Here is a 15,002-nt window from a genome sequence, read left to right on the forward strand (position 1 = left end):
ATGCACGCTCGGGCACCGGGCGCCGCACGGATGTGTCGCGTCACATCGGCCGTGGGTCACGAACGGGCCGGCGGCGCACGGCGATGGCCGCGACGTCGTCGTCGAGCCTTCCGCCCGCGTGGTGGAGCAGGTCCGCGTGCAGCCTGCCCAGCAGCTCACGGGGCGGCGCCTGGCCGTGCTGCCGCGCCCAGTCCGCCAGCGGGAAGAACTCGCCGGCTCGGTCGCGGGTCTCCGTCACGCCGTCGGTGCAGAGCAGCATCCGGTCGCCCGGGGCGAAGCCGACGGTGTCCACGTAGTGGTGGTCCCCAGGAGCGCCGAGAGGTTGAGGGGGGGCGAGGCGAGGGTGGGTTCGAGCACCTGGATCTCCCCGCCGCGCATGAACACCGGTGGCGGGTGCCCGCAGTTGAGGATTCTGACGTGCTCGCTGCCGTGCGGGACCTCGGCGATCAGGACGGTGGCGAAGTGCTCCGTCTGATCACCGGCGGGGATGGCGGCACTGTAGCGGGAAATGGTGATCTGGAGCCGGCGGACGACGGCCCTGAGGTCGGGCTGGTCGTACGCGTACTCCCGGAAGCAGTTGATCACCGCGGAGGCGGCCCCCACCGCGGACAGGCCCTTGCCGCGCACGTCGCCGATGAGCAGCCGGACCCCGTACGGTGTGTCGGCGGCCTCGAAGAAGTCGCCTCCGATCCGGGCCTGCTCCTGGGCCGCCAGATACAGCGACTCGATCTCGACGTGCTGGACTCGGTGCGGCAGCGGCCGCAGCAGCACCTTCTGAGCCGCGTCGGCGACGAGCCGGACCTGGAAGAGCGTCTCCTCCCGCTGGAGTCGCAGATGGCTCGCGTATGCGGCCGCCAAGGTGACGGCGGTGATCGCGGCGGCCGCGTACGGCGTCCCCAGGTCGGAGTAGCCGAAGCTGAGGCCGATCATGATCAGCAGGCAGAACGTTCCCAGCAGGACCGTCGGGAGTACGGGCCACAGTGCGGCGGCGAGGGCGGGCGCCGCGGGCAGCAGACGGCTGAAGGCGGTCTCCCGCGGAGTGGAGAACGCCAGGCCGGCGATGGGGAGGGTGATGATCACCGGTGACAGCAGCACGGCTTCCCGCTGGTCGGCGTTCGGACGATGGCGGTACCGGAGCCTTTTCTGAGCTGATCACAAAAGTGATCCTATCGGGATGATCCGGGCATCGGTCGCGACAGCGCGGGCGGGCACTCGTGTCCGGTGATCAGCCGCTCGTAGGGTTCCCCGACACGGCCGGGCGGCAGCGACGGGCTTTCCCCGCACGCCGTGGGGCCACGAGGACGGGTTCCGTCAGGAGGCCGACGCCGCGGCCCGGCAGCCGGGGCACAGGCCCCAGAAGGTGACTGCGGCCTCCTGGACGTCGTACTCCTCCGGCAGCCGCGGTTCGATGCAGGGTGCCGCGCCCACCGTGCACTCCACGTCGCGGAGGAAACCGCAGGCACGGCACACGAAGTGGTGGTGGTTGTCGTGGCGCTCGGCCTCGTAGCGGGCGGGGTGGCCCGCGATCTGGGTGGACCGGACCAGGCCGGCGTCCGTGAGGGCGCGCAGCACGTTGTAGGTGGCCTGCAGGGACAGGCGGCCGGTGATCCGCCGGGCGCGCTCACGCAGAGTGTCGGCGTCGAGGTGACCGCCTGAGCCGGAGACGGCCATCAGCACCGCCATGCGCGGAGCGGTCACTCGCATACCCGCCGCCCGCAGCCGTTCCGCGGCCAGGGCCATCGGTTCATCGGCCGCGCCGGGGGTCGTCACGCCGCCTCGCCTTGCGCGTCACCGTCGAGACCGTGCGCGCGGGGGGCGCCGGAGAGCTCGAACCACACGCTCTTGCCCCCGGGCCCGCCCTCACAGCCCCACCGTGCGGCCAGCATGTCCACGAGGAGGAGTCCGCGACCGCACTCGTCCTCCGGACCCGCGTCAGCCGGGCGGGGCGGGTCCGTGCTGCCGTCACTGACCAGACAGCGAAGGCCGGAGACCCGCTCGAGGGTGAGGCGCAGCGGGCCGGAGGCATGACGCAGCGCGTTGCTCACCAGCTCGCTGACCAGCAGCTCGGCGGTCGGTACGAGGTCATCCAGACCCCACTGCCGCAGCACGTCACGCATGACGGCCCTCGCCGAGGAGCAGGCGGTCGGCGTCCACGGCAGGGACCAGGGCCCGCCCACGAACGATTCCGCGCGGGTCCCGGCCGCCGCACCGGACGGCGGGGCGGCGGCCGGTCGCCGAGGGCCGGAAACGGCCGCATCGGCGATCGTTCCACCCGGGAGGGCTTCCCGGGGAACTGTGCGATCCATAGAAGTGCGCTTTCGAGGACGGTTGCAATCTCCTTCACGACCGTACGCTTTTTCTTGAATCGGTCAAGTCTGTGGATTACCTCCTTTTTCATGGTTGCGTACAGTTTCCGGTGCACGCCCCGCCGCCCCGCCGCCAGCGCCGCCCGTCGGCGGGGCGGCGGGCGGTGGCGCGGGACCGGACGGGCAGAACGCGCCCGGGGCACGAGAGCGGCCGTGACGCCCGGACTCACGCCACCGGCCCCGGGGCCCCAGGGGCACGCGCTCCGGCGCCGTCGCCGTACACAGGCCGGACGACGCCTTCGCCGCCCGGGACAGGGCGGAGGGCCGGCAGCATCGGTCGCGTCGGCACGTCGGTCCGCGGGACACGACCTGGAGCGCGGTGACGTGCGGGCGGATACAGGAGAAGCCGCCGACAGGTGTCCCGGCCTGACCCATGACGGCACCGTCGCCTCGCGGCTGCGGTCAGCTCTTCGTGGCCGGCGGCCCGGTCGCAGCCGGGACAGGCCCCTCGGGGACGCAAGACGGCCCTCGGCCCCGCCGGAGCCGCGGCGTGCGACAGCGCCCCTGCCGCCGGGAACGGTTCCGTCGGCAGTGCCGGAATCCGCCGACGGGGCTCTTTCGGCAGAGAGGACGTCCTTATTCTCGTCTTCTTGACGAGAATGGGACCCTTCGTTATCGTCAAGAAGACGAGAAAAGGGGGGTTCATGGCCGACATCATCCGGCGCCTGGGCTGGCGCCACCTGCGCTCCACGCCCACGGCCCACATCCGTCACCACCGCGGCGGCAAGCTGGTGCACGACGGGCCGGGAGTCGGCTTCTGGTTCCGCCCGTTGGCCGCCGCACTCTCCGAGGTGCCGGTCGAGGACCGGGAGTTGGCCATGACCTTCCGCGCCCGCACGGCCGATTTCCAGGACGTGTCGGTGCAGGCGACCGTCACCTACCGGATCGTCGACCCGGCACTCGCCGCCGCCCGCCTGGACTTCTCCGTCGACCCCGATACCGGATCCTGGCGCGGGGCTCCGCTGGAGCAACTGGGCACACTGCTCACCGAGACGGCCCAGCAGCACGCACTGGACGTGCTGGCCCGTACCCCGCTGTCCGCGGCGCTGGTCGACGGGGTGACCGCGGTGCGCGACCGGATCACGGCGGGCCTCGGCGCCGAGCCACGGCTGCCGGCCACCGGGATCGAGGTGGTGGCCGTACGGGTCATGGCGGTGCGTCCCGAGGCGGAGGTGGAGCGCGCGCTGCGTACGCCCGCCCGGGAGCGGATCCAGCAGGAGGCCGACCGGGCGACGTACGAGCGGCGGGCCGTCGCCGTCGAGCGCGAGCGCGCCATCGCCGAGAACGAACTGGCCAGCCAGATCGAACTCGCCCGCCGCGAAGAACGGTTGGTGGAGCAGCGCGGGGCGAACGCGCGCCGTGAGGCGGAGGAGGCCGCAGCGGCGGACCGGGTGCGTGCGCAGGCCGAGGCGGCACGTACGGTCAAGCTCGCCGAGGCCGAGGCCGCCCGTTCGGTGGCGCTCGCCAGCGCGGAGGCCCAGGCGGCGCGCGAGGTCGGCGAGGCCCGGGCCGAGGCCCAGGCGGCCTGGCTGCGCGTCCACGGCGATGTCGACGTGGCGACGCTGCACGCGCTCACCGGGGCACGGCTGGCGGAGAACCTGCCGCGCATCGACAGCGTGACCGTCTCGCCGGACGTGCTGACCGGGCTGCTGGCCCGGCTCGGCGACGGGGACCGGGGGTGAGTCTCGCCCCTCGGGCGGTCCTGGTCCACCGCACCACGGAGTACGAGGAACTGGTGGCCCGGCACGGCACCCACGGACAGGCCGCCTTCTTCCTCTCCTCCCGGGGCCGGGACCTCGGGGAGGTCGCCGAACGCCACCGCCGCGCGCACCGGGCTCTGACCGAGGTGGCGGCCGCGGTCCCGCTGACCTGGCGCCAGGCCCGGGTGGAGCGGGCCGATCTGGACCGTTTCCTGTTCGCCCCGGAGGACATCGTGGTCGTGGTGGGACAGGACGGACTGGTGGCCAACACAGCCAAGTACCTCGCCGGGCAGCCGGTGATCGGTGTCGATCCGGAGCCGGGGCGCAACCCCGGTGTACTGGTGCGCCACCGGCCGGCCGACGTGGCGGCGCTGCTGCGCGGCGCGTCCACCGCCCGGGCGGACGAACTCACCATGGTCGAGGCCGTCGCCGACGACACCCAGCGGCTGGTCGCGCTCAACGAGATCTATCTCGGCGCCGTCGGACACCAGACGGCCAGATACCGCCTGAGCCTGGAGGGCGACGGGGGTGTCGTCGAGGCTCAGGCCTCCTCCGGAGTGCTGGTGGGCACGGGCACCGGCGCGACCGGCTGGCTCCGGTCGGTGTGGCAGGAGCGGGGCAGCGCCCTGCACCTGCCACACCCCACGGAGGACCGCCTGGTCTGGTTCGTCCGCGAGGCCTGGCCGTCGCCGGCCACCGGGACGTCCCTGGTGGCCGGCGAGCTCGTCGCCACCGGCCGGCTGCACCTCACCGTCGAGTCCGAACGTCTCGTCGCCTTCGGGGACGGTGTGGAGGGCGACGCCCTGGAACTGACATGGGGGCAGACGGTACGGGTGGGCAGGTGCGAGCAGCGGCTGCGGCTGGTGGCACACGTTCCGGGACAGCGGTGCCCCGAGGAGACGGAACGCCGGGTGCGCGAGAGGGACTGCGCCGGGGAAGCCGAGCGCCACCGGCCGGACCACGACCTGCCCGCCGGTTCCTCACCGCCCAGGACAAGGGACGAGTTGCCGCCGTCCGTCTTCCGTCGGAGGGGCTCTCCGGTCCCACGCCTCGGATGACCCGTGACCGCACACCCACGCCCCGCGATGCCTGCCCGGCCCCGGAAAGCCTCTCCCCCTGTTGCCAGCCAGTGGTGACGAGACGGCCACAGCCGGCCGTTGCGGCAAAGTGCCCGCTGCAGCAGCCCCACCGCCGTGGCCGCGCTCGGGCCGGGACACCGTGCGTGCCGGGGTTCCGCCGACGAGTCAGTGCGCCGTGCGCGGTAACCCCTCGAAGGAGCAGCTCGCCGATGCGGCGTACACCGGAACACCGGCTGCGGACAGCGCCTCGATGTCGCGCAGCACGGTACGGGTGGGCGCCTCGAGATCGCGGGCCGGTGTGTCCGCGGTCAGCCGGCCGCGCTGACGCAGCACCAGCACCAGCACCAGCACCAGCACCAGCACCAGCACCAGCACCAGCACCAGCGGAATCATCCGATCGGCGCGCATACGGGGCCTCGCCGAGTAGCCGGCCGCGGTGACGCACGAGAGCGTCGGTCGACGGGACCGCCGCGGCGACCGCCTGCTTCGTCTCCCGTCGGTTCCGGTCTCACCGGCGTGTGAGCACGCGGAACCCGTTGCCGTCGGGGTCGGCCAGCAGCACCGCGCCGACCCCGTCGCGGGCGGGGTCGAGACGCTTCGCCCCGAGGGAGAGCAGACGCTCGACCTCCGTTTGCTGATCGCCGTTCGGCGCGAGGTCGAAGTGCAGGTCCTTGCCGGAGTCCGGCATGAGCGGCGGACCGCCCCATGTGATCTTCGTACCGCCGTCGGGTGACTGGACGGCGGTCTCCTCCTCCTGGTCCCAGACCAACGGCCATCCCAGCGCCTGGCTCCAGAAGTAGCCCGCGGCCTGCGAACCGTCGCAGGCGAGCGCTCCGACGAAGCCGCAGCCGACGAGGAAGGCGTTGTCCGGTTCGAGGACACAGAACTCGTTGCCCTCGGGATCGGCGAGCACCATGCGGGAGGCGTCCGGTTCCTGGCCGATGTCGGCGTACTGCGCGCCGAGGCCGAGGGCTTTGGCCACGGTTTCCCGCTGGTTCTCCGGGGAGGAACTGGTCAGGTCGAAGTGCAGCCGGTTCTGGGCGGTCTTCTGCGCCCGGGAGGGCCGGAAGCCGAGGCGGTAGCCGGCGTCGTTCCCGGACAGCAGGGCGACACCGTCGTCATACTCGTCCACTCCCTCCGAGCCCAGGAGACCTGACCAGAACTGCGCCAGGCGCTCGGGCCGGTGCGCGTCGAAGGAGATTGCGAAGAGTCTGCTGCTCATTGCGCCACGCGTCCCGGTCCGTCGAGTGTCCACTGTCGGCAGGGCGCCGCACCGGCACCGCGGACGAGGATCCTACGGGCCGGTCGGCCCCGGCCGCAGCCGAGTACTCCGCGGCCCCGCGTGCGGGCAGCCGGGACCGTGGGGCCCCGGAAGCCGTCGGTCCGACGAGGGCGGCCGCCCGACGACAGCCCCTCGGCCGGACGAGCACACTCGGCCGGCGCCCGCCCGGTTGCCGGGGGTTCGCCCGGCCGGCCGTGGAGCGAGGCCCGGAGTGGCTGGTGTCCCCGGTCACGAGGTACGGCCCTGCCCGTAATGGACGCCACTTTCCGGTGCCCTTCCCATACAATCCGACTCGTAGCAGGGGGGAATCATGACCTGTCACGCCCGTTCGGCTCTGGTCGGCGTCCTGACCGCGGCGTCGTTCGTGGCCACGCCCGCCGCGGCGTCCGCGCCCAGTACGGCGGGGCCGTACATCCGGACCGTGGAGAGGGGGAACGTGCTCGCCTGCGCCGGAGCGGAGGGCGGAACGCGTGTGGACATCGAGCTCTACGAGAACTCGGCCTTCGGTACCCACGTCCAGGTGTCCGTGCGGACGGCCGGGACCGTGTACGCGCGCGGCGGGGAGACGGACGGCGGCCTGTTCGACGACGGCACGCTCTCCCGCCGCCTGGTCGTCGAGCCGCGGGAAGAGGCCACCAGGTCCTCGCAGACGGTGGTCGTCAGCGGCTCCTACGCGCCCGCGGGTCCGCGCGAGCGGATTCACGAGGTGTACGACGAGCCGTTCGGCCCGGTGGTGACGAAGGGGTGGAAGGTGCCGCTGTCGGCTGTCGTCACCGTGAGCGCCCTGGGGCAGCAGGTCGACCTGGCGTGCGACCCCGCCTTCGCCTTCGACCTGAGGGTCCGCCGCCCCGCCGGCAGGTGAACCGGGCCCGGGGCGGGAGCTCGCTCCCGGTGACGGCGGACGCCGTCCCGCCACGCGTCGTTCCCGACGCCGGGGGCGTTGCCACAGCCGGCCTCGACCCCGTACCGGATCTCACGGGACCGACACCAAAACCCGACAGGCACCGGCGAACCCGGGGTTCCCTCCCGGCCGGATGCCCGTCCTCACGAAGAGGTGACAACCCCATGGACATCGTCGATCTCGCCGCACTCGGTGAGTCGTTCACCCGCGATCCCTACCCCGTGTACGCCCGGTTACGGGCCCAGGGCCCGGTGCACCGCATCCGGATGCCGGAAGGGGGTGCGTCGGCCTGGCTCGTCGTCGGATACGAGGCCGGGCGTGCCGCCCTCGCGGACCCTCGACTCTCGAAGGACTGGAGCAAGGCCTCCCCCGCCCTGCCGCTGGGCGCCGTCTCCTCCGGCCCGCACATGCTGAGAGCCGACCCACCGGACCACACACGGCTGCGCAAACTGGTGGCCCGGGAGTTCACCGCGCGCCGGGTGGAGGAACTCGCCCCACGCATTCAGAAGACCACCGACGCGCTGCTGGACCGGATGCTCGCCGCCCCCGACGGGCGTGCCGACCTCGTCGAGGCGCTCTCCTTCCCGCTGCCGATCGCCGTGATCTGCGAACTCCTGGGCGTACCGGACCTGGACCAGGAGTCCTTCAGGACCTGGTCGAACGACGCCCTCGGGGCCGCCGACCCCGAAGTCCGCAAGGCCGCGGCGGCCTCGATGGCGCGATACATGGCGACGCTGGTGGAAGGCAAGCGCCGGCAGCCCGGCGAGGACCTCATGAGCGCGTTGATCCACAGCTCCGAGGGGGACGGCGACAGGCTGTCCCGCGAGGAACTCCTGGGCATGGCCTGGCTGTTGCTCGTGGCCGGTCACGAGACCACCGTGAACCTCATCTCCAACGGTGCTCTCGCCCTCCTGAACCACCCGGAACAACTGGCCGCCCTGCGCGCGGATCCCTCCCTCATGGAGAACGCGATCGAGGAGATGCTGCGTTATGAGGGCCCCCTGGAGACCCCCACGTTCCGCTTCACCACCGAACCCGTGGACATCGGTGACACGGTCATCCCGGGGGGAGGCGAACTCGTCCTGGTCGCCCTGGCCGACGCCAACCGCGATCCCGCGCGTTTCCCCGCACCCGACCGGTTCGACATCACCCGCGACGCCCGCGGCCACGTGGCGTTCGGCCACGGCATCCATCACTGCCTGGGGGCGCCGCTGGCGCGTCTGGAGGCGCGCATCGCCTTCAGCACCCTGTTGCACCGCTGCGCCGACCTGGCCCTGGACATCCATCCGGCGGCCATCACCTGGCGGCCCGGGATGATGATCCACGGTCCGCGCAGCCTGCCCGTACGCTTCACCCGGTAGGCCGACGGCGGAGGAGCCGGGGAGGGCTCCTCCGCCGAGCACGCCACGCCGTCGGCGTGCGGCCGGGCCGGCCGGCACCCCGACGCTCGGCCTCACGGCAGAGCCCCACCCGGGCGCCCGGCCGAGGGACGGGACCGAGTCGAACGACAGTGCGGAACCCCGCCCGGACGTCCCGGCTGGCCCCGTGTCCCCTGTCGTTCCCCGCGCGGCGTCCGGGTCAGTGGTCGGAGTAGCTGAAGTCGCCCACCGTCCAGGCACTGACGTCCTCGATGGCGATGCGGTACATCCCCCCCGTCTCCGGAATGCCCACCGCGCCCTGCAGGATCCGGGCGACATGGAAGTGCAGGTGCGTGGGTGGCCCGTCCCTCTTCTCGGGAGCTCCGAAGACAGCGGAGAACTCCTTCAGTCGGGCGGAATCCGTCAGCACCTCCGACACCCTCTGCCGCCACACGGCTTCGGGAGCCAGGCGACCGGTGATGACGGCGCCACCGGTGACCACGGTCAACGACATCTGACTGCTCCGCCCGGACTCCACGAGGGCGGCGATGTCAACGATCAGCTCGTCAGGCTTCGGCATGGGACCGAATTCTATGCGCCGGCCTGCCCTTCCGTACGAGGCCTCCCTCGGACAGGCGCGGCAGCAGCCCCGCGACGAAGCCCTCAGCCGGTGCCGGGACTCGACCCGCGCGAACCGGCCCGCCGGGACCTCGAATCCATCGTCCTCACCGTACGGCGGGTCGGTACGGCCGGCTTCCACGAGTTCCCCGGGGTGACTTACCGCCCACCCCTCCGGGCTGCCGGGGCAGACCGAACGGCTGCGGTCCACGGAGGCCGGAGGGTGAGGGCCCCAGCGGCGCGCCCAGGGGTCTGCGGCTCCGCGACGCCGGCCGTGGTCGCCCGCCCTCACGGGGCGAGCCGGGCACAGCGCCACCCTTTGTGCGTCCGGTGGCCGGCGATCCCGCGAAGACCGTGCCGGGTCCGTCGCTTCGGCGGGCGGGCGGAGATCCGGTCAGTGCGTGCCCGCGCGCGTGTACGCGTCGGCGGTGCGGCGCATGATCGCCTCCGCGTCGTCGACGATCCTCCGCACGATCTCGGCCGCCGGAAGGACGTCGTGGACGAGTGCCGCGGACTCCGCCGGCAGCGGCGGCGCACCGCGGAGCGAAGCGGTGCGCCGCCGGGCCTGGTGGCTCGCGAGACGTCGGTCAGGTCCGACCGGCCGGGGAGCGTGCCTTCCGGGGCCCGGCGAGGATCCGGACCACCACCTCGGAACCGAGCGGCACGGAAGGACCGGCCGTCCGCTTCCTCGGATTCTTCGGGCGGTGGCGACTTCCGGTGAGTTGCGGTGGCCGCGGCCGACGCGCCGACGTGGCCGTGCGAGAACCCGTTCGGCAGCCGAGGACAGGACCTTCCGGGAAGCGGGAGAAGACCTCCGCGACAGGCCCGGGACACGCGGGGTCATACCGTTGAGCACGCCTTCGGATGCCGCGGGAGCCGACTGCGGATGCCCGATGCCGGCCTACGCGGCCAGTGTCTCGTCCTCGCGGGAGACGCTCGTACGGCCGGCGTACTTCGCAAGCAGTGTGTCCGCCGTGAGCAAAGCCTGCTCGGCGGTGCGGGCCCCGGTCATCACGCACAGCGTGTACGTGACGTCCTCCAGGGCCCTGCTGGTGCAGCCGGTGGGGCGCACATCGTGTTCGATGCGCGCCTGGGCGAACCGGGCCAGCACTGCGCGCAGTTCCTTCTCCGCCGGAAGAATCATGGTGATACCTCTCCCTCACGAGTCCCTCCCGCGGCACGGCCGGTCGCACCGCGTGGAAGTGACTGCCTCCATGGCATCTGACGACCACGGTCCACGACCGGGCAGCGTCAGGCGAAACTCCGAATGCCCCGTACCGAAGGCTCTACTCCACACTCCTCACCGTCTTCGCGCTGCCCGTGTCCGCACAGCCGGTGCTCAGGTGCGGCCCGATCACCCGGTGGACGACCCCGGCCACCGCTTTGCCGCGACCACGTCAGCCGGCAGAGGGTGGCGCCACGGCAGGTCCAGGGGGGTCTAGCAGGTAGCGGCCTCTTCCACCGTCGCCCGTACCTTCAGGACGGTGTCGACTCCGGTGAGTTGCAGGAGTCGCTGCAGCTGCCGCGGCGGCGCGGCCACGCGCAGGTCCGCCGCTCGGTGGGTGAGGATCAGCAGGTTCAGCAGCGTCGAGTCGGCGAAGGCGATGCCCGAGGCGTCCAGGACCACTCTCGGGTGCTCCTTGGCCGCGGCGCCCAGCGCGTCCGCCAGAGGCGTGATCGAGGAGATGTCGTAGGAGCCCCGTGCGCCGACGACCCAGGCGCCGCGCCATTCGTACTGCACCACCGCGCTCTGGTCCAGGACCTGCGACCGGCTCCCGTCCGCGCCGCTCGAACGCCCTGTGACCGCTTCGCCCAAAGACACCCTCGGATCCCTCCTGCGTCTCCCCCGACCTGACCCTGTCATTCATTGCCTGAAAAGTATGTCATGCATTAGCTGTCCGGTAAAAGTTGTCTGTAGAATGCGGCGCATGGTCGAAGTGCCTGAATCCCACTCCGGATGGACGTTCGTCACCAACCACGCGCGTGTGCTGGCCGCCATTGCCGACAACCCGAACATTCGGATCCGTGACATCGCCGCCCACTGCCGGCTCACCGAGCGTGCCGTCCAGCGGATCATCTCCGACCTCGAGCAGGACGGTTACCTCTCCCACACCCGCGACGGCCGCACCAACACCTACCGCATCGAACCGGACAAGGTGCTGCGCCACCCGGCGGAAGCGGGCCTGCCCGTGGCCGCACTGCTCTCCCTGCTCGTACAGGACGAGACGGACCGCGTGAGGAAGCCCGGCAGCCAGCCGTCCCGCTTGGCCGGCGCCCGCGGTACGCGGTAGCAGCGGCCCGGATGCCGGCCGCGGCTTCTGCCTTCAACCGGCACGACCGGCCACCGCGCCGAAAAGGAAAGGGCCTTTCCGCTCCAGGCGTCACGGTTCCTCCCGACTCGCGCGTGCCCATCCGCTCCGACCGGCCCTCCGCTCCCGGCCACAGTCCTGTTCACCGCCCGTCGCCCGGCGTCCTCGGCAGGCGACGGGGCGCTCAGGGTGTGCACCGCGCGAGACGCCCCTCTCCCACGCCGCCTCGGCTCGCGTGCTCCACGCCGTCGCGGGGCGACAGCCCACCGCGTACGACGGCCGCGCGCTTCTCTCGGGCGACCCGGCGAGGGATCCGAGGCACGGCGGCCGGCAGGGGCGGACCGGCTCCGCGCGTTCCTCCTCTCCGGGTTCCCGAGGACGTCCGATGTGGTCCCGGAACGGCCGTCTCGGGGCGCCCCCGGCCGAGGCCCCGGCAAAGACGCAGGCCCGTACGGCCGTCGCCGCGAGGGACGGGACCGGTTCCCTTGCTCCCGGGCGGCCCTCTCGCACCCGGACCGGTGAGCCGGAGCCGGGTTGGCGTGCCGTGCCCGGCGGGCGGACCCTTGGAGGAACCGTGGAAGGAGGACGGCCGATGGGACGGTACGTACGCGCGGACGGACTGGACATCTGGACCGAGCAGGTCGGCACCGGTCCGGACGTCCTGCTGGTCGGAGGGCTCGGCGACACCGTCGAGTCCTGGCAGTTCCAGCTCGACGGGCTGGCCGACCGCTACCGGCTGACCGCCTTCGACAACCGGGGAGCGGGCCGGACCACCATGCCCGAGGGCCCTGTGTCGGTCGGAGCGATGGCCGACGACGCCGCCGCGCTGCTGCGGGCGCTGGACATCCCGTCCGCCCACGTCGCAGGCTTCTCCGGCGGCAGTGTCATCAGTCAGGAGCTGGCCCTCCGCCACCCCCGGCTGGTACGCAGCCTGGTCCTTCAGAGCACCTGGTCGGCCCCGGACGCCTACCTGCGCCGGTGGGGCCGGTTCGTCCGCTGGCTGGTCGAGACCGCCCCCGGCGAACGCGCTTTCCTCGAGGGCTTCTTCCTGGACATCTACACGGCCCGGGCGCACAACGACGGCACGGTCGACCGGTTCGTCGAGGACGCGCTCGCCTTCCCGCACAAGCAGACGACCGAGAACCTGAAGCGTTTCCTCGACGCCGTCCTCGACCACGACACCACGAACCGTCTGCCGGACATCGACGTGCCGACTCTGGTACTCGCCGGCGGCCGTGACTCCACCAGCCGGCCCGAACTCTGCCGCGCCGTCGCCGACGCGATCCCCGGTGCCCGGTTCGCGGTCATGGAGGAGGAAGCACACCAGCCCTTCCAGGAGGTCCCCGACGAATGGAACGCCCGCGTCGACGCGTTCTGGCAGGAGACGAGGACCCGCACCGCATGACCACGAGGAGCCCAGAGCCCGACCGGGCACAGGAACCGGCGCGCCGGGGCGGCGGCCAAAGGCGCTCATCCGGTGCCGGCGTGGCCGGAGGCAGGGGGCGCCACCGGAGGCGGACGTGGGCCGGTGGGGTTCCGGCCCCGGTCGTCCGGGCTTTCAGGGCAGAAGTACCTGGCCGCGGCCCCGTCACGCCGGTTCGGACAGGAACGTCCGGCACGTTGCCGTCCTGGTCGGCCACGCACCTGGGGTACTTCCGCTCGCCGTGTGCTCCGTCAGCGCGGGCAGCGCCGGACAGGACCGGGCATGCCGCACGGAGGGCCGCCTCGCGAAAGAGGCCCCTGCGTGGGCCGCGCGAGCGGTGTCCACTGGATCGGCGTCCTCGTCCGCCGCGGGTCCGGATTGGGGCAGGACCACGGGGGCACGTGCATCCCAGGACGGCGGAGGGATGATCGACCATGGCCGAACGACCGACGGCTACGGAGAAGCGAGGACCCCGGACAGGGGGTCGTGAAAGCGCCCGGACGCCGCCGCTGCGACCCGGCGACTACGAGCCGGCCGACCACGCGGCAGTCGTGGTGCGCAGTGCCCGGGAGGCCGGGGTCTCGCCCCTGCTCGTGATGACCGTGCTCCACAACGAGGCGTACAAGCCGCACCATCCCCTGCTGGAGCGGTTGTGGCAGTGGTGGAAACCCGGGGCGTCCTTCGGTCTGGTCAACATGCACCGGGCGACGTTCGAGCGGGTCCGGCGGACGCACGGCCTGCCGGGACGATGGCAGGACCTGCGCGACGACCCCGCCTTCGCCGTGCGCACGGCCGCCCTGCACCTGAAGGACCTCGACCGGAGCCTTCCGAGGCGTCACGTACGCCGTTACACCCGCGACGAACTCCTCGCCCTCGGCTACAACGCGGGCGAACGCAACATGCGCGCCTTCGCCCGGGGCGTCCCGCCGGGCCCCATGGCACGAACGTACCTGCGCCGCTTCCGCGCCCACCGGGAACGGGCCGCCGAGGCTCTGGCCGACGGCGGCGAGCCATGCGGCACGGTCACCGGCCAGCACGGCGACGGTGTCTGTCGGCCAGGCCGGTCGCCGGAGCGGTGACGGGTGGCGGTGGCACGAGGACGGCGCGGTGTGCGGCACGGGCCATGTGGCGGCGGTACCCGTCAGGGGCGCCGGGCTCGGCCGTACGTCCGGGACGAGGCGGAGCCCGTCCGCGGGACCGCCGCGCCCGGCGGGCAGACCGGGGCGGGTTCCCTCGGGTACCGGTCCCACGGCCGGCGGCGCGGGGTCGTAGGCGGCGTCCCGGGCGGGGCCCCGATGAGCGCGCCGACGGTGTCCCCCGCCCGCAGGGGCGCCTCCCGCCAGCCTTCCGCGTTCCAGGAGCCGACGAGCCCGGTGGCCCACTGACGTCGTCGAGGGCGAGAGGGTGAGGTAGTCGAGGGTGGCCTTGGTCATGGTGTACGAGACGATCGCCGGGAAGGCGACGCGGGTCGCGGTGGAGGAGATGTTGACGATCCTGCCGCCGTCCCGCAGGCGGTCCAGGCCGCGCTGGATGATGAAGAACGGCGCCTTGGTGTTGATCGCGAAGACGCGGTCGTAGTCGGCTTCGGTCACCTGGGCGACCGGGCGGGGGACGGTGATGCCCGCGTTGTTGACGAGGATGTCCAGGCCCGCCGGCGCGTCCTCACGGGCCAGGGCCCGGTCGAAGGCGGACCACAGGGTGTCCGCGTCGCCCGGCACACCGAGTTCGGCGTGCACGGGGGAGGCGCGGCCGCCGTCGGCCTCGATATCCTTGACGGTGCGTTCGGCGGCCGTCAGGTCGTGGCCGTAGTGGACCGCCACCAGGGCGCCCTCGCGGGCGAGGCGGCGGCTGACGGCTCTGCCGATGCCCCGGCTGCCTCCGGTGACCAGGGCGGCCTTCCCCTCGTGCCGGGCGGTGACGGTCATCATGGGTCTCCTTCGCTGTGCGGTGGCGTGGTGTGGTGTGA

Annotated in this window: 12 protein-coding genes and 4 pseudogenes; 7 read left to right on the top strand and 9 right to left on the bottom strand. The window is 72.6% G+C overall.

Translation table 11 applies throughout. The features are described from left to right. Positions 1-40: 40 nt before the first annotated feature. The 3 genes and pseudogenes from KYY02_RS25240 to KYY02_RS25250 all read right to left on the bottom strand — a co-directional run bounded on the left by KYY02_RS25240 (position 41) and on the right by KYY02_RS25250 (position 2,306). Positions 41-1,080 (bottom strand): annotated as a pseudogene (locus KYY02_RS25240) (PP2C family protein-serine/threonine phosphatase). 231 nt (positions 1,081-1,311) lie between these two features. Beyond that, on the bottom strand, positions 1,312-1,770 hold the full coding sequence (locus tag KYY02_RS25245; protein ID WP_371241674.1) for a Fur family transcriptional regulator: 459 nt from the start codon (positions 1,768-1,770) through the stop codon (positions 1,312-1,314). After that, a complete protein-coding gene (locus tag KYY02_RS25250) occupies positions 1,767-2,306 on the bottom strand; it encodes an ATP-binding protein (protein WP_371241676.1) in 540 nt (179 codons plus the stop codon). The genes KYY02_RS25245 and KYY02_RS25250 overlap by 4 nt, the downstream gene beginning before the upstream one ends. A 704-nt stretch (positions 2,307-3,010) precedes the next feature. Here KYY02_RS25250 and KYY02_RS25255 point away from each other — a divergent pair. Continuing rightward, positions 3,011-4,048, top strand: coding sequence for an SPFH domain-containing protein (locus KYY02_RS25255; protein WP_371241678.1), 1,038 nt, complete (start codon positions 3,011-3,013; stop codon positions 4,046-4,048). Further along, positions 4,045-4,932 (top strand): annotated as a pseudogene (locus tag KYY02_RS25260) (NAD(+)/NADH kinase); the annotation flags it as partial. The gene KYY02_RS25255 and the pseudogene KYY02_RS25260, both read left to right, overlap by 4 nt. A 426-nt stretch (positions 4,933-5,358) precedes the next feature. Here KYY02_RS25260 and KYY02_RS25265 read toward each other — a convergent pair. Together KYY02_RS25265 and KYY02_RS25270 are read right to left on the bottom strand one after the other, a co-directional pair. Then, positions 5,359-5,553: pseudogene (locus KYY02_RS25265) on the bottom strand (HTH domain-containing protein); the annotation flags it as partial. 100 nt (positions 5,554-5,653) lie between these two features. After that, on the bottom strand, positions 5,654-6,367 hold the full coding sequence (locus KYY02_RS25270) for a VOC family protein (RefSeq protein WP_371241680.1): 714 nt from the start codon (positions 6,365-6,367) through the stop codon (positions 5,654-5,656). Positions 6,368-6,737: 370 nt separating this feature from the next. On the opposite strand from KYY02_RS25270, the gene KYY02_RS25275 reads away from it, so the two are divergent. After that, positions 6,738-7,289: a hypothetical protein gene (locus KYY02_RS25275; RefSeq protein WP_371241682.1), complete on the top strand. Its 552-nt coding sequence runs from the start codon at positions 6,738-6,740 to the stop codon at positions 7,287-7,289. A gap of 203 nt (positions 7,290-7,492) precedes the next feature. Continuing rightward, positions 7,493-8,689: a cytochrome P450 family protein gene (locus KYY02_RS25280; RefSeq protein WP_371241684.1), complete on the top strand. Its 1,197-nt coding sequence runs from the start codon at positions 7,493-7,495 to the stop codon at positions 8,687-8,689. A 217-nt stretch (positions 8,690-8,906) separates the two neighbouring features. Here KYY02_RS25280 and KYY02_RS25285 read toward each other — a convergent pair whose 3' ends face one another. The 3 genes from KYY02_RS25285 to KYY02_RS25295 all read right to left on the bottom strand — a co-directional run bounded on the left by KYY02_RS25285 (position 8,907) and on the right by KYY02_RS25295 (position 11,126). After that, positions 8,907-9,266 (bottom strand): hypothetical protein, encoded by a 360-nt coding sequence (locus KYY02_RS25285; RefSeq protein ID WP_371241686.1) that lies wholly within the window; start codon positions 9,264-9,266, stop codon positions 8,907-8,909. 939 nt (positions 9,267-10,205) lie between these two features. After that, complete coding sequence (locus tag KYY02_RS25290; RefSeq protein ID WP_371241688.1) at positions 10,206-10,448, bottom strand: DUF5133 domain-containing protein; 243 nt, start codon at positions 10,446-10,448, stop codon at positions 10,206-10,208. Positions 10,449-10,742: 294 nt separating this feature from the next. Beyond that, positions 10,743-11,126 (bottom strand): STAS domain-containing protein, encoded by a 384-nt coding sequence (locus tag KYY02_RS25295; RefSeq protein ID WP_371241690.1) that lies wholly within the window; start codon positions 11,124-11,126, stop codon positions 10,743-10,745. Between the two features lie 106 nt (positions 11,127-11,232). On the opposite strand from KYY02_RS25295, the gene KYY02_RS25300 reads away from it, so the two are divergent. The 3 genes from KYY02_RS25300 to KYY02_RS25310 all read left to right on the top strand — a co-directional run bounded on the left by KYY02_RS25300 (position 11,233) and on the right by KYY02_RS25310 (position 14,115). Further along, positions 11,233-11,595, top strand: coding sequence for a helix-turn-helix transcriptional regulator (locus KYY02_RS25300; protein ID WP_371241692.1), 363 nt, complete (start codon positions 11,233-11,235; stop codon positions 11,593-11,595). Between the two features lie 610 nt (positions 11,596-12,205). After that, positions 12,206-13,018 (top strand): alpha/beta fold hydrolase, encoded by an 813-nt coding sequence (locus KYY02_RS25305; protein WP_371241694.1) that lies wholly within the window; start codon positions 12,206-12,208, stop codon positions 13,016-13,018. Positions 13,019-13,587: 569 nt separating this feature from the next. Continuing rightward, positions 13,588-14,115: a lytic transglycosylase domain-containing protein gene (locus KYY02_RS25310; protein ID WP_371241696.1), complete on the top strand. Its 528-nt coding sequence runs from the start codon at positions 13,588-13,590 to the stop codon at positions 14,113-14,115. Between the two features lie 318 nt (positions 14,116-14,433). On the opposite strand, the pseudogene KYY02_RS25315 reads toward KYY02_RS25310, so the two are convergent. Beyond that, positions 14,434-14,961, bottom strand: a pseudogene (locus tag KYY02_RS25315) (SDR family NAD(P)-dependent oxidoreductase); the annotation flags it as partial. Positions 14,962-15,002 lie beyond the last annotated feature (41 nt).

The organism is Streptomyces pimonensis (assembly GCF_041380215.1).
GTDB classification, from domain to species: domain Bacteria; phylum Actinomycetota; class Actinomycetes; order Streptomycetales; family Streptomycetaceae; genus Streptomyces; species Streptomyces pimonensis.

Coding starts and splice junctions, on each gene's coding strand:
- KYY02_RS25250 (WP_371241676.1), bottom strand. CDS start 2,306: ATGGATCGCACAGTTCCCCGGGAAGCCCTCCCGGGTGGAACGATCGCC.
- KYY02_RS25255 (WP_371241678.1), top strand. CDS start 3,011: ATGGCCGACATCATCCGGCGCCTGGGCTGGCGCCACCTGCGCTCCACG.
- KYY02_RS25270 (WP_371241680.1), bottom strand. CDS start 6,367: ATGAGCAGCAGACTCTTCGCAATCTCCTTCGACGCGCACCGGCCCGAG.
- KYY02_RS25275 (WP_371241682.1), top strand. CDS start 6,738: ATGACCTGTCACGCCCGTTCGGCTCTGGTCGGCGTCCTGACCGCGGCG.
- KYY02_RS25280 (WP_371241684.1), top strand. CDS start 7,493: ATGGACATCGTCGATCTCGCCGCACTCGGTGAGTCGTTCACCCGCGAT.
- KYY02_RS25285 (WP_371241686.1), bottom strand. CDS start 9,266: ATGCCGAAGCCTGACGAGCTGATCGTTGACATCGCCGCCCTCGTGGAG.
- KYY02_RS25290 (WP_371241688.1), bottom strand. CDS start 10,448: ATGATTCTTCCGGCGGAGAAGGAACTGCGCGCAGTGCTGGCCCGGTTC.
- KYY02_RS25300 (WP_371241692.1), top strand. CDS start 11,233: ATGGTCGAAGTGCCTGAATCCCACTCCGGATGGACGTTCGTCACCAAC.
- KYY02_RS25305 (WP_371241694.1), top strand. CDS start 12,206: ATGGGACGGTACGTACGCGCGGACGGACTGGACATCTGGACCGAGCAG.